The sequence below is a fragment of the Nocardia sp. XZ_19_231 genome (assembly GCF_015355705.1).
In the GTDB taxonomy this organism is placed as follows: domain Bacteria; phylum Actinomycetota; class Actinomycetes; order Mycobacteriales; family Mycobacteriaceae; genus Nocardia; species Nocardia salmonicida.
This window is the reverse complement of the sequence record NZ_JACUZI010000001.1, coordinates 896,039-909,466: the sequence shown is the minus strand read 5'-3', so window position 1 is coordinate 909,466 and position 13,428 is coordinate 896,039. Positions and strand designations below refer to the sequence as shown.

Genomic DNA, 13,428 nt, shown 5'->3' with positions numbered 1-13,428 from the left:
CGAAGCTCACCAACCGCACTCACCCCTGCCCCGGAATTCGTCTGGAACCTGCCGCAAAGATGGACAGTTGACCAACAATGCTCGCGCGGACTTGCGCGGAACCGATTAGTGGGCTGTGATCGCTGATCGTGGTCGAAAACAACAGCGCCGTAGCGTCCCAGCCGGTCGGGTTCGCCCGCCGCACCTTGTTCGCCGGTTCCACGGCGGTGGCGGCGGTCGCGGTATTGGGCACCGTCGCGCCCGCGCATGCCACGGGCGGCATCTTCCGGCACGGTGTGGCATCCGGTGATCCGCTGCCGGGCGCGATCATCCTGTGGACCAGGGTCACTGTCGCCGAGGACGCCACCCCCGGTTCCGGCATCGGCGACGCGACGCCGGTCCGCTGGGAAATCGCCACCGACGCCGATTTCGGCGCGCTCGCCGCGTCCGGCACCGTCACCGCCTCCGTCGATACCGACCACACTGTCAAGGTCGACGCGACCGGCCTCACCCCCGGTCAGGACTACTTCTACCGCTTCACCTCCCGCGGCGAGACCTCCCCGGTAGGCCGCACCAGGACAGCGCCCGCACCGGACAGCGAGGTCGATCGTCTGCGCCTCGGCCTGGTCTCGTGTGCCAACTGGGAAGCGGGCTGGTTCGGCTCCTACCGGCACCTGGCCGCGCGCACCGATCTCGACGCGATCGTGCATCTCGGCGACTACATCTACGAGTACGGCCGCGGGAAGTACACCGGCCGCAACGGCGCGGTCCGCGCGCACGACCCGGCGAACGAGATCGTCACCCTCACCGACTACCGCACCCGCCACGGCCAGTACAAGACCGATCCCGATCTGATGGCCCTGCATGCCACGGTGCCGTTCATCTGCACCTGGGACGACCACGAGTCGGCCGACAACTCCTGGCGCGAGGGCGCGGAGAACCACGACCCCGCCATCGAAGGCCCGTGGGGTGATCGCAAGGGCGCCTCTGCCCGCGCTTACCTGGAGTGGATGCCGGTGCGGGCGACTCGCGCCGACGGCCAGGTGCAGATCTACCGCCGCTTGCGTTTCGGCACGCTGGCGGAGTTGTCGATGCTGGATCTGCGCAGTTACCGCGACGAGGAGGCCGGGCCGGGCGCGGGGTGGCGGCACGCCGACGACCCGTCCCGCACGATCACCGGGCGCGCCCAAATGGATTGGCTCACCGCCGGACTCGCCTCCTCGCCCACCCGCTGGAAGCTGATCGGCAACTCGGTGATGGTCGCGCCGCTGGTGTTCCCGCCGCTGGAGGCGGCCACGACCCAGGCGATCACCGAGGCGCTCGGCCTCCCGCAGGGCGGCATCACCGTCAACGGCGACCAGTGGGACGGCTACACCGCCGACCGCAACACCCTGTTCCGCACGATCGTCGACAACGAGGTGAGCGACGTCGTGTTCCTCACCGGTGACATCCACACCTCCTGGGCCGCCGACCTGCCGTTGAACGCCGCGAACTACCCGGGCGGACCGACGGTCGGCGCGGAGTTCGTGATCCCGTCGGTCACCTCCTCCAGCGTCGGCGATCTGCTGAGAATGCCCGCCCGCACCGCGTCGGTGCCGGCAGAAGAGGCCATCAAAGCGGCCAACCATCACCTGCGCTACACCGAACTCGACTCACACGGCTTCGGCGTGCTCGAGGTCACCGCGACGCAGACGCAGATGGACTGGTTCTACGTCGTCGACGTCACCGATCCCGCCACCGGTGTGCGGCACGGCGCGTCGTTCGCCGTCGCGACGGGCGGACGGGTCGAACCGCGGCCCGCTCCGGTGCACTGAGCGGGGTTCGTCGCGACGCCGCGGAAATCGGCGCAGAATTCTTCGGACAGGGTTGTCGATTGTGCCCGTGCTCGCTCGTCGAGTGAGTACGGCCACCCGACGAGCGGGCAGCCCCCACCCGAAGGAGCACATCATGAGCCAGTACTTGGTCCTGATCTACGGCGACGAAGCCACCTACGCCGCGTACTCCCCCGCCGAGCTCGACGACATGCTCGCCGCCCATCGCACCTTCCAGCAGATCGCCGGTGACGCCAACGTCGGCGGGCAGGCGTTGCAGCCCACCGCGACCGCCACCACGATCCGCCACGATGCGGGCGGGGAGGTCGTCATCACCGACGGCCCGTTCGCCGAGGCGAAGGAAGCGCTCGGCGGCTACTACCTGCTCGAGGCGCCGGACCTGGACGCCGCGATCGCCATCGCCGCACAGGTGCCGGCCCCCACGGGTGGCGTCGAGGTGCGCCCGATCCAGGTCTACCCGCAGTCGTGACCACGGCGGCGGCTGCGGCCGTCGAGCAGGCGCACCGTCGTGAGTGGGCTTTCGTGCTCGCCGCGACGGTGCGGTCGGTCCGCGATTTCGACCTCGCCGAGGAATGCGTGCAGGACGCCTACGCGACGGCGCTGACGGCCTGGGCGAGCGACGGTGTCCCGGCCAGACCCGGCGCCTGGCTGACGACGGTCGCGCGGCGTCGCGGCCTCGACCTGCTGCGCCGCGACAGCACCTTCCGGCGCGCGCTGCCCCGGCTCGTCGTCGACGAATCGGTGGACGATACCGCCGACCTCGCGCTGGCCGACCTGGACGACCCGGCGATCCCCGACGACCGGCTGCGGCTGATCAGCACCTGCTGCCACCCCGCGCTCGCGCCGCAGGCTCAGGTCGCACTGACGCTGCGGCTGGTCTGCGGTGTCACCACCGCCGAGGTGGCTCGCGCGTTCCTGGTGAGCGAGGCGACCATGGCCGCGCGAATCACCCGCGCCAAGAAGAAGATCGCGGTAGCGGCCATTCCGTATCGAGTGCCCTCGGTGCGCGAGCTGCCGCAGCGGCTCGATTCCATCTGCGCGGTGATCCACCTGCTGTTCACCACCGGCCACACCGCGCCCGCGGGCGAGGTGCTGGTCCGTGCCGATCTCATCGACCGGTCGTTGCAGTTGGCCAGGATGATGCACGCGCTCGTCCCCGACGACCCGTCGGTGACCGGGCTGCTGGCGCTGATCCTGCTCACCGACGCGCGCCGGGCAGCACGCGTCGACGACGAGGGCACGCTGTGCACACTCGAACACCAGGACCGCGACCGCTGGGACAGAGCGGCCATCGCCGAGGGCATCGCGCTGGTGAAACACGCTCTGCCGCATACCGACCGGTATACCTTGCAGGCCGCGATCGCCGCCGTGCACGACGAAGCACCGACCTGGGCCGATACCGACTGGCGGGAGATCATCGGTCTGTACCGGCTGTTGCTGCGCGATGCGCCGTCGCCGGTCGCGCTGCTCAACCACGCCATCGCGGTCGGCCTGGCCGGCGATCCGGCCCAGGCGCTGGCGCTGCTGCATCCGCTCGGCGCGGAACCGGCGCTGGCGACCTACGGCTATCTCGACGCTGCCCGCGCCGCCTTCCTCACCGATCTCGGACGCACCGGCGAAGCGATCGCCGCCTACGAGTCGGCGCTGCTGCTCACCGACAATGCGGTCGAACATGCCCATCTGCGCGGCAAACTCGCCGCGCTGACCCACACTCCATGATCGAAATCAGGCGCCTTCGGCTGCCAGCTCGCGCTTCCATTCACGGAAGCCCTCCTCGGTGCGGCCGCGCCGCCAGTATCCCGAGATCGAAAGCCATTTCGGCGCGACATCGCGTTCCTTGCGCAGGTAAGGGCGCAGCTGACGCATCACGGACTCGGCCTCGCCGTGCACGAACGCCTGCACCTGTCCCGGCAGCCACTCGGCCGCACGCACCGCCGCCACCAGAGGCGAGTGGGCCCCGGCCAGGTCGTCGGTGATCCGGTCCGAGGACACACCGCGATGCACCCAGTGCAGGCGCAGATCAGCGGGAGAAACGAGGGGGATCTCGTCCTCGGTGCCGCCCACCTCGACGAATACGAGCGCGGGCGCGCCCGCCGGCAGTGCTTCGAGGGCGGCCGCGACAGCGGGCAGCGCCGATTCGTCGCCGGCGAGCAGGTACCAGTCGGCCGCCGGGTCGGGTGCGAACGCGCCGCCCGGTCCGTTCAACCAGAACCGCGCGCCCGGCTCCACCGAGCGCGCCCACGGCCCCGCGACGCCCTCGTCACCGTGCACCACGAAGTCGATGCTGATCTCGCGCAGTTCGGGATCGAAGGATCGCACCGTGTAGGTCCGCAGCACGGGCTGGCTCTCCGGGCCGAGCGTCGCGCGCACCGTGTCGAGATCGAACGGCTCGGGATATTCGACGCCCGGCGCCGGAAAGATCAACTTCACATAGGCGTCGGTGAACGCGTTAGGAACGAATCCGTCCGAAACCGTGCCGACCACGCGCACCAGGTGCGGGGTCAACCACTGCTTGCGGACGACTGTGACGGTGACCGGTATCGGCACGGCTGCTCCCAACTCCTCAGATCCCTGCCGACGGTACCCGCGGCGCGGCGAGAAGTGGGGAGCCAGCCCGGTACCGCTACTCCGACCAGCGTTCCTCGAGCATCGCCGAGACCTGTTCGGCGAAGTCGCCGACCGCGTCGTCGCCTGTCATCCTGGCGTCTTCGGCGAGCGCGGACCACCGGTTGATCAGGGCTTCCGAGCGCGGGACCGACAGCCCGTGTTCGCGGGCGGTGGCGATACGGGCGTGGTCGGCGGGCAGGAACCAGTAGGTGGACAGCCAGACCCAGATCAACCGGGCTTCGAGAATCCGTTCGGCCAGGACGGTGTCGTCGGCCAGCGACGGCCAGACGCCGACCACGGCGGAACGCCAGGCCTCGACCATTTCCTTGGCGCGACTGCGCGAGAGTTCGAAATCGCACAGGCAGCCGGGGTAGGAGACGAGCGCGTAGGTGATGTCGAGGGTGGCGTCGCGGAAACCGCCCCACTCGTAATCGAGGAACCGCGCGCCTTCCTCGTTCATGATCACATTGTCGGGGCACAGGTCCGACGGGCTGAACGCGCGGTAGCGGCCACCGGTGAACAGACGGTTGCCGTGCACGATGCGTTCGGCGATCTCGCCGGGCACCTCGATGCCGAACTCGGCCGCGAGCAGACCGGGAACCTCGGCGATGGCGGCCTGGGCCTGCTGGGCGATCCCGTCGACGCGGTGCACCGAGTCGACCCGACGCATCAGGGCGACGAAGTCGGGCTCGCGACCGACGGTCGCGGCGTGCATCCGGCCGAGCGCCTGCGCGAACGCCATCAGCGAGTTGCGGGTACCCGGCTCCACGCGTGCCTGCAGCACCGAGGTCAGTAACGCGTTGTCACCGAGGTCGGAGAGCACGAGGAGCCGGTCGGGGACGCTGTGCGCGATCAGGAAGGCACCGGGACGCTGCTCACGACTCAGCGCGGTGGTGAACTGGTAGGACACCGCCTCGCGCAGGAATGCCGCGTCGATACTGGCGACACCGGGCGCCAAACCACCGGCGCGGCGGTCGGGAGTAGAACCGCGCACCTGCTTGACGATCAGCGTGCGCGGCAACGAAAATGCGTTTTCCGCAACACGCACGCGTAGGACTGTCGTCCTACCACTGCCGCTGAGCTCCATCGGATCACTCAGCTTTACCGGAGCACCCATTCGCTTTGTGAGCAACTGTTGTGCTGCGGACACGACGTCGGCGGCGCGTTCGGCCAATAGTGCGGTCATCGCCTCTCAAGCTACTCGTACCCGGTCACTTCTAGCGAGCGGTTGGACAACCTTTCCGCGTCGTTCGGCGTGTTGGCACCGAGGTTGCGCGTGTGTTCCTGTTGGCTTGACACATCAGCCGGTCGTCGGGTTTTCTCATCGTGAACTGCTGTGCGCCACACCGCAAACCGGTTGAGTCGAAAGGTCTACCACAGTGACCGACACACCGTACGCCGCATCGAGCGATTCACCGGGCGGGTCGCCTGTTCCTGGCGGTGGCGGACAATTCGCCGGACCCGGGGGCAGACACGAGGGAACCGGGCAACCACCGGCTCCCGGTACGGGACCGAGCAGGCACGGAATGGCCGGTGGCGCAGGCTATCCGCAATTCGAGGGCCCCGGCGCCGCCCAGTACGGGCACGAGCCCGTCGAGCCGCCGCCGCCGATTGCCGGCCACGGCGGACAGGCACCGCAGTACGGGCCCGCGGGCACGGGTCCCGGTTACGCGGTGCCCCAGGCGAAACCGGAGAATCCGACCTACCCGCCAGCCCCCGCGTCCGGCGTGTCGACGGGCGGTGGCGGGCAGACGCTCGGTTACTACCATTCGGGAGCACAGGGCCTCGATATCGGCCGTTCGCTGAGCTACGGGTGGGAGCGATTCCGTGCCAATCCCGGTCCGTGGCTCGGGGTCACCGCGGTGGGGGTGTTGATCTATCTCGGCTTCGTCGCCGTCGTCCAGATCGTCGATCCGAAGTCACCGTTCAGCGTGCTGTTCCTGTTCTTGATGGTGATCGTCGCGCTGTGGCTGCTGCAGGCGGCGATGGTGCGCGGGGCGCTCTACGAAACCGACGGGTACCCACCGGCTTTCGGGTCGTTCTTCCGGTTCGTGAACGCGGGCAATGTCCTCCTGACCGCGATGCTCGCGTTCACCGTCACGCTGCTTCTTTCGTCGCTGTGTCTGGCGCCGGGGCTGATCGCCGGGTTCCTGTGCATGTTCTCGCTGCACTTCGTGATCGATCAGGACTACGGCCCGGTGGAAGCGATCAAGGCGAGCGCGCAGCTGGTGCTGGCGAATCTGTGGGCGGCGCTGCTGCTTGCGCTCACCGTCATGCTGGTCACCCTCGTCGGCGCGGCGCTGTGCGGGCTCGGCCTGTTCGTCGCGGGGCCGGTGTGCGTCATCGCGGTGACGTACTCCTACCGGATGATGACCGCGGGGCCGGTCGCCCGCGTCTGAGATTCAGCGTTCGAGGGTGGTCCGCATGCCGATGGCCCGCTTGAACCGGCCGATCGGGCCCCGCTCGTCACCCGCCTTGGGCCGCAGCTCGAGCACCACCACTCCGGCGATCACGATGCCAACCAGGTTCACCGCCAGCTGACCGGCCGACTCGAACGCCCGGTGCCACTGTCCGAGCGTCGCCGCCACCACCGCGTACCCGGCGGCGGGCACGGTCGTCACCGAGATGAAGACACCGATCAGGGCCGCTGATTTCGCGGTGACCAGCGACAACATGCCTGCCGATCCAGCGAGCAACGCCACGACCAACGAGAACGGACCGACCTCGTAGATGAAGTCGACGTTGTGCGCGTCGATGATGCCCTCGGTGGTGATCCAACCGAGGCGCTCCCACACGATCGTCGCGCCCAGCGTGACCACCATCGCGATCGGGAATGCCACCGCCAAGGCGATCATCGAGCGCCGCGCCAGCCGCCAGTTGCGGCGCACCAGCGCCACCGACAAAGCCGCCAGGGGACCGAACTCCGGGCCCACCACCATCGCGCCGACGACGGTGACCGGCGAGTCGGTGGCCACTCCGATCGCGGCCAGCAGGCAGGCGATGGTCAGGAACGCGACGAAGGTGGCGTTGAGCGAGGATTCCTCGCGGGTCTCCTTGAGCAGTTGCTCCCAGATCACCGCGTCGCTCGGATCACCGGGCGCCGCCCGGACCGCGCGGTCCGCGGCGTCGGAGAGCACCGCGTCGACCGGGCCGAGGGTGATCCCGCCGTGCTCGACGATACCGAGCGCCTTCACGTCGGCGAGCACCGTGTTGCCCGCCTCTCGCGCCACGTCCGCCTGGACGAGATCGCCCACGGGGTCGAGCGCAACCCCGCGCATCACCGTGAGGTGGGTGACGCCGGCGTCGGCTTCGAGAATCCGCACCAGTTCATCGGTCTGCTCGGGCGGGCTGATCACTCGAAGATGTAGCACCGGTGTCCTCCTGATCGGTATCGCCGTGGCGATACGGGAACTGACCAGAAGGTACCGGGCTACTCCGATGACCGCTATTTCTCGGCCGCAACAACTTTCGGCGCGTCGGTGGCTTCGCCCTTACCCTTGACCTCGGGCTTGGCGTCGATGCCTGCTTCCTTGCGCTGCTGCGCGGTGATCTGCGCGGGCGCGTCGGTGAGCGGATCGACACCGCCGCCGGTCTTCGGGAACGCGATCACCTCGCGGATCGAGTCCTCACCGGCCAGCAGCGCGGTGATGCGGTCCCAGCCGAAGGCGATGCCGCCGTGCGGCGGGGCGCCATAGGCGAACGCGTCGAGCAGGAAGCCGAACTTGTCCTGGGCTTCGGCATTGTCGATGCCCATCACCGAGAACACGCGTTCCTGCACGTCGCGACGGTGGATACGAATGGAACCGCCACCGATCTCGTTGCCGTTGCAGACGATGTCGTAGGCGTAGGCCAGCGCGGAACCGGGGTCGGTGTCGAAGGTGTCGAGCGACTCGGGCTTGGGCGAGGTGAACGCGTGGTGCACCGCGGTCCAGGCCGAGTGGCCCAGCGCCACGTCACCGCTGGCGGTGGCCTCGGCGGCGGGCTCGAACATCGGGGCGTCGACGATCCAGACGAAAGCCCAGGCGTTGGGGTCGATGAGGTCGCACTTGCGGGCGATCTCGCCGCGCGCGGCCCCCAGCAGGGCACGGCTCGACTTCACCGCACCGGCGGCGAAGAACACGCAGTCGCCCGGCTCGGCGCCGACCTGCTTGGCCAGACCGTCCCGTTCCGCGTCGGTCAGGTTCTTGGCGACCGGGCCGCCCAGGGTGCCGTCTTCGTTGATCAGGATGTAAGCCAGGCCCTTGGCGCCACGCTGCTTCGCCCACTCCTGCCAGGCATCGAGCTGGCGTCGCGGCTGGCTCGCGCCACCGGGCATCACGACCGCGCCGACGTACTCCGACTGGAACACCCGGAAGGTCGTGTCCTTGAAGTAGTCGCTGAGCTCGGTGATCTCGACGCCGAAACGCAGGTCGGGCTTGTCGGAGCCGTAGCGTCGCATCGACTCCGCGTAGGTCATGTGCGAGATCGGGGTGACGATGTCGTGGCCGACCAGCTTCCACAGCGCGGTCAGGATGTCCTCGGCCAGCAGGATCACGTCGTCCTGGCGTACGAAGCTCATCTCGATGTCGAGCTGGGTGAACTCGGGCTGACGATCGGCGCGGAAGTCCTCGTCGCGGTAGCAGCGCGCGATCTGGTAGTAGCGCTCGATGCCACCGACCATGAGCAGCTGCTTGAACAGCTGCGGGCTCTGCGGCAGCGCGTAGAAGCTGCCCGGCTGCAGGCGCGCGGGGACCAGGAAGTCGCGAGCGCCCTCCGGGGTGGAGCGGGTGAGCGTGGGGGTCTCGACCTCGACGAAGTCGTGGCTTGCCAGCACCTCCCGTGCGGCGGCGTTGACCTTGGAGCGCAGGCGGATGGCGTGGCCGGGGCCTTCACGGCGCAGGTCGAGGTAGCGGTACTTGAGGCGGGCCTCGTCGCCGGGGGTCTCGTCGAGCTGGAACGGCAGCGGCGCGCTCTCGTTGAGCACGACCAGTTCCTTGGCGTCGACCTCGATCTGCCCGGTCGGCAGCTCCGGGTTCTCGTTGCCGTCGGGACGCCGTTCCACCACACCGGTGACCTGCACACAGTATTCCGCGCGCAGCTTGTGGGCCTGTTCGGCCGCCTCGCCCTCGCGGAAGACCACCTGCGAGACGCCCGAAGCGTCACGCAGATCGATGAAGGTCACACCACCGTGGTCACGACGCCTCGCCACCCAGCCGGTGAGGGTGACGGTCTGACCGGCGTGCTCGCCTCGCAGCGAACCAGCCAAGTGGGTGCGCAGCACGGTATTCCTTTCGACAGACTTTCACGGACTTGTCCGCACCGGCGCAGATGACCGGGTGCACTGCCATCGTAGTGAGACACGGTGCCCGAGTGAAAACCGATATCTTCCCCACCGTGTCAAGCTTGTGACACCTGTCCGCCGTCGCCGCTCCCGCCGACGGTGAATCATGCTGTGAGGCAGCTGGACAACCGAGCGAAGGCGAGTACCGCGATGACCTTCAACGAAGGTATGCAGATCGATCCCGGCCGGGCATCCTCGGGTGGCGGACCCGGCATGGGCGGCAAACTCGCCCTCGGCGGCGGCGCGGGCGGTCTGATCCTGTTGGTCATCACGCTGCTCCTCGGTGGCGATCCGGGGACGGTGCTCGGCAACTTCACCGGCGCGCAGAGCGGGCAGCAGGCGCAGCCGGGGACCGCGGGAACGCCGGCACACTGCAAGACCGGCGCCGACGCGAACAAGTACGTCGACTGCCGGGTGGTGGCCACCGCGCAGAGCCTCGACGCGGTGTGGTCGGTGCAGCTGCCACAACAGACCGGCAAGAACTACGTCGAGCCCGAGCTGGTGCTGTTCACCGGTGCCGTGAACACCGGGTGCGGCAATGCCACCAGCGACGTCGGACCGTTCTACTGCCCGGCCGACCAGACCGCCTACTTCGACACCGCCTTCTTCCAGGAACTGACCGACCGGTTCGGCGCGAGCGCGGGACCGCTGGCGCAGGAGTACGTGGTCGCCCACGAGGTCGGCCACCATATCCAGAACCAGCTCGGCGATATCGGCAAGGCTCAGCGCGATCCGCAGGGCGCGACCTCCGGCGCGGTGCGCACCGAACTGCAGGCCGACTGCTACGCCGGTATCTGGGCCAACTTCGCCGACAAGCAGCCGTCGCCGGGAGGCGGGCAGCCTTTCCTGAACCCTTTGTCCGACAAAGATATTCGCGACGCGCTGTCGGCCGCCAATGCCGTCGGCGATGACCGCATCCAGCGCTCGGCGGGTCGCGGCGTCAATCCCGAGTCGTGGACGCACGGGTCCTCGGATCAGCGGCAGAAATGGTTCCTCGTCGGCTACCGGACCGGGTCGGTGCAGGCCTGTGACACCTATTCCGCGCGTGACCTGGACAACCCGCCCGGGCTACGCTGACTCCTCGAACGCGATACCCACGCACTGTCTTTCGATCGAGGGGAACCCATGCGCCTGACCATGACCGGACTGCTCGTCTGCGCTCTCGCCCTGCCCGGCGCGAGCGCGATCGCCCATGCCGATCCGGCGCCGCTACCGTTGGTGAGCCTGACCACGATCCCCGACGGCTGGTCACAGCGCACCGACCTGCGCCCGGTCCTGCAGGTCTTCGCCGACGGCGAGGCCGTGCACATGCCCGACGCCGTGAGCAAGGACCGCAAACCCGAGAACGCGCCCAAGAAGGTGACCGGAAACGTTGCCTCCGACGTGATTTCGGCCGCGCGCGAGGAGATCAACGCGCTCAAGGAGATCGATTTCGGAATTCCGGCCGGCGATAACAGGGGCACCCAGATCATCGACCTGATGCCCGACGATCCGGCCGACGAAGTCCACCTGGTCGTCTACTCCCCCGAGGCGTCCGATGGCCTCAATCCGGAGCAGAAGGACGCCCGCAAGCGCTTCACCGACCTCTACAAGAAGCTGGTCGACGCTTTCAAGAGCTGATCGTTCGACGCTGAACCGAAACGGGCTCGCCGGTTTCTACCGGCGAGCCCCTTCGGGTCAGAAGCGATCTGCGGTCGCGTCCTCGTCGCGTTCGTCCTCGTGGACGGCACCGATGACGTCGGGTGTGGATTCGCCCAGTGGACCGGTGAGATCGTCGTTGCCGGTGCGGCTCTGGTAGGGCTGCACGGTACGACCGTGTTCTTCCTCGTTGTTGCCACGGCCAGCGCCGCCGCCAGCTCCCGCGCCGCCGCCCATCATGCCGGAGGTACCGCCGGTGCTCGCGGCCGTGGTGGTGCCGGAGCCCATCGCGTTGACGGTGGGCATCACCCGACCCGCGGGGACCGCCGCACCCGGTACGGCCGCGGTGGTCTTCGGAGTACCCGCACTCGGGGTGCCCGCGGAACTACCGCCCGCACCACCCCGCGCGGTCCCGAGCGCGCCGAGCGAGGCGCCGGAACCGCCGCCACTGCCACCGGAGCCACCGGTGCCGAGGCTCGACGCTGTCGTCGAGCCGGGAGTGGTGGTAGTTCCCGCGGTGGTGCTCGCCGCGGTGGTGGAGGAGTCGCCGCCGCCGGTGAGCGCTTCCTCTGCCTGGGTGAGCAGCGGTTCGCCGATGTTCTCCGAGGCCGCGGAGAGGACTTCCTCGGGCGAGGGCAGGCCGCTCTGACCGGCGAGTTGCCCGACGACGCCGCTGAGTTCGCCGGTGTAGCCCATCAACTGCCCACGGGTGACATTGACGACCGACACCGCTTCACCGAGATGCGTAGTGGCCAAGCCGATCAGGGTGGCCTGGGTCGGCGGCAGCATGATCGTGGGCGCGAGCGCGGTGGCCTGGGCCGCGAAGGTGGTGGCGATGGTGGTGAGCTGCGCGTTGCCGGTCTGCACGACGGTGGCCGCCTGCTGGGTGAGCGCAGAGATGTCGATGCCGCGCTGGCTGGTGTCCTGCCCCTGAGTCTGCGCCTGCTGGCTGGCGGTGGTCGCCGCGTCGGCGGCCTGGCCTTCCCACACCTGCTGAACAGTCTTCACCCCGCCTTGGGCCAGGCTCATCGCCTGTTCGATCACCGCGGAGGAGTTGCTCAGGATCGTGGTCGGGTCCAGCGCGCTGAAAACACCGGTACCGAAGCTGCTGAGCAGGTCGAGGAACGGCTGGAACAGGGTGTCGATGCCGGGCAGCGCGGGCAGCGACAGTCCGCTCATCAGCGCGGCGACCGGATCTTCGGTCAGTGTCGTCGCGGCGGCGGACGTGCTCGCGCCGGAGGTATTCGCAGCACCGGCGCCCGATGTGCCGGTGAGCGCGGACTTGGCCTGGTCGAACGCGGTCAGCGCGGCGGCCGACGCGGGCGCCGCGACCTGAGCCACTGTGCCCTGCAGGCCGCTGAGCGCGGACGAGGCGTCCTCGGCGACGCCGGACAGGATGTCCTGGGGTTGCACGCCGGTGCCGAGGCCGCCGAGCCCACCCAACCCGGCGGGCGACATGCTGCCGTTCTGGGCTTCGTCGGTGATCTTCTGCGCGAGCGTGAAGACCGCTTCCTCGCCGACCGCCACATCCTCGGGCACCTGCATCAGCGACACATCGAGAATCGCCTGCGAGTCGAGCGGTACCGCACCCATCACCGACGCGGTCTCGGCGTCGGCAGCGGCCATGGCGACGTCGGGAGCGATGACGCCGGCGTCGGAACTCAGCGGCTTCACGCAGGGCCCCCGAGCCCAGCAGCCTGACGCGCGAGTTCGGCGGCGTTGTCGATATCGGTCGTCTCGAAGGTCACCGACGACTTGAAGGCCGCGTCCGAGAGCGAGCTGAACTTGGCCGACAGGTCGTTGATGTCCTTGGCCTGCAACGCTTGTGCTGCGGCGAACATCGCCAGGTAATCGGCGCCGATGAGGCCGAACACCGGCGTCGCCGCCGACACGCTGGCGACCAAATCGATATTGCCCGCCGCGGCGACCTGTGCCGCCACCCCGCCATTGGTCGCCGCGAACGCGGCGACCTCTCCGGTTTGCACCGAGAGATCAGTCATGCGAATCCCCCCAACTCGTCGTGAAAAGTCTGCACTACAGAAGGCAACGGCG

The 13,428-nt window shown here is 68.8% G+C and carries 12 protein-coding genes; 6 read left to right on the top strand and 6 right to left on the bottom strand.

From position 1 onward, the window contains the following. Positions 1–128 precede the first annotated feature (128 nt). From IBJ82_RS04010 to IBJ82_RS04000, 3 genes are all read left to right on the top strand, one after another. The gene (locus IBJ82_RS04010) at positions 129–1,793 is read left to right on the top strand and encodes an alkaline phosphatase (RefSeq protein ID WP_370585135.1); all 1,665 of its coding nucleotides are present in this window, start codon (positions 129–131) and stop codon (positions 1,791–1,793) included. 133 nt (positions 1,794–1,926) lie between these two features. Further along, a complete protein-coding gene (locus IBJ82_RS04005) occupies positions 1,927–2,280 on the top strand; it encodes a YciI family protein (protein WP_194824555.1) in 354 nt (117 codons plus the stop codon). Beyond that, on the top strand, positions 2,277–3,530 hold the full coding sequence (locus IBJ82_RS04000) for a sigma-70 family RNA polymerase sigma factor (RefSeq protein WP_194824554.1): 1,254 nt from the start codon (positions 2,277–2,279) through the stop codon (positions 3,528–3,530). The genes IBJ82_RS04005 and IBJ82_RS04000 overlap by 4 nt, the downstream gene beginning before the upstream one ends. A gap of 6 nt (positions 3,531–3,536) precedes the next feature. Here the strand turns inward: IBJ82_RS04000 and IBJ82_RS03995 are convergent, their stop codons facing one another. Both IBJ82_RS03995 and IBJ82_RS03990 read right to left on the bottom strand, forming a co-directional pair. Next, positions 3,537–4,358, bottom strand: a complete 822-nt coding sequence (locus IBJ82_RS03995; protein WP_194824553.1) for a siderophore-interacting protein — start codon at positions 4,356–4,358, stop codon at positions 3,537–3,539. 76 nt (positions 4,359–4,434) lie between these two features. After that, positions 4,435–5,604, bottom strand: a complete 1,170-nt coding sequence (locus IBJ82_RS03990; protein ID WP_194824552.1) for a kinase — start codon at positions 5,602–5,604, stop codon at positions 4,435–4,437. 340 nt (positions 5,605–5,944) lie between these two features. Between IBJ82_RS03990 and IBJ82_RS03985 the strand changes: the two genes are divergently transcribed. Then, on the top strand, positions 5,945–6,817 hold the full coding sequence (locus IBJ82_RS03985) for a hypothetical protein (protein ID WP_228536422.1): 873 nt from the start codon (positions 5,945–5,947) through the stop codon (positions 6,815–6,817). A 3-nt stretch (positions 6,818–6,820) separates the two neighbouring features. On the opposite strand, the gene IBJ82_RS03980 is transcribed toward IBJ82_RS03985, so the two are convergent. Both IBJ82_RS03980 and aspS read right to left on the bottom strand, forming a co-directional pair. Further along, positions 6,821–7,789 carry a DUF389 domain-containing protein gene (locus tag IBJ82_RS03980; protein ID WP_194824550.1) on the bottom strand — a complete coding sequence of 323 codons (969 nt, stop codon included), beginning with the start codon at positions 7,787–7,789 and terminating at the stop codon, positions 6,821–6,823. Positions 7,790–7,863: 74 nt separating this feature from the next. After that, a complete protein-coding gene (aspS, locus tag IBJ82_RS03975; protein WP_194824549.1) occupies positions 7,864–9,678 on the bottom strand; it encodes an aspartate--tRNA ligase in 1,815 nt (604 codons plus the stop codon). A gap of 210 nt (positions 9,679–9,888) precedes the next feature. On the opposite strand from aspS, the gene IBJ82_RS03970 reads away from it, so the two are divergent. Further along, positions 9,889–10,815, top strand: a complete 927-nt coding sequence (locus IBJ82_RS03970; RefSeq protein ID WP_194824548.1) for a neutral zinc metallopeptidase — start codon at positions 9,889–9,891, stop codon at positions 10,813–10,815. A 48-nt stretch (positions 10,816–10,863) separates the two neighbouring features. Continuing rightward, positions 10,864–11,358, top strand: coding sequence for a hypothetical protein (locus IBJ82_RS03965; RefSeq protein WP_194824547.1), 495 nt, complete (start codon positions 10,864–10,866; stop codon positions 11,356–11,358). A 57-nt stretch (positions 11,359–11,415) separates the two neighbouring features. Here IBJ82_RS03965 and IBJ82_RS03960 read toward each other — a convergent pair whose 3' ends face one another. Next, the gene (locus IBJ82_RS03960) at positions 11,416–13,050 is read right to left on the bottom strand and encodes a hypothetical protein (protein WP_194824546.1); all 1,635 of its coding nucleotides are present in this window, start codon (positions 13,048–13,050) and stop codon (positions 11,416–11,418) included. Further along, positions 13,047–13,376 carry a type VII secretion target gene (locus IBJ82_RS03955; RefSeq protein WP_056810684.1) on the bottom strand — a complete coding sequence of 110 codons (330 nt, stop codon included), beginning with the start codon at positions 13,374–13,376 and terminating at the stop codon, positions 13,047–13,049. The genes IBJ82_RS03960 and IBJ82_RS03955 overlap by 4 nt, the downstream gene beginning before the upstream one ends. Positions 13,377–13,428: the final 52 nt, after the last annotated feature.

Bases quoted from the DNA above. Each gene is read 5' to 3' on its own strand.
- IBJ82_RS04005 (WP_194824555.1), top strand. From the start codon at position 1,927: ATGAGCCAGTACTTGGTCCTGATCTACGGCGACGAAGCCACCTACGCC.
- IBJ82_RS03990 (WP_194824552.1), bottom strand. From the start codon at position 5,604: ATGACCGCACTATTGGCCGAACGCGCCGCCGACGTCGTGTCCGCAGCA.
- IBJ82_RS03985 (WP_228536422.1), top strand. From the start codon at position 5,945: ATGGCCGGTGGCGCAGGCTATCCGCAATTCGAGGGCCCCGGCGCCGCC.
- IBJ82_RS03970 (WP_194824548.1), top strand. From the start codon at position 9,889: ATGACCTTCAACGAAGGTATGCAGATCGATCCCGGCCGGGCATCCTCG.
- IBJ82_RS03965 (WP_194824547.1), top strand. From the start codon at position 10,864: ATGCGCCTGACCATGACCGGACTGCTCGTCTGCGCTCTCGCCCTGCCC.
- IBJ82_RS03955 (WP_056810684.1), bottom strand. From the start codon at position 13,376: ATGACTGATCTCTCGGTGCAAACCGGAGAGGTCGCCGCGTTCGCGGCG.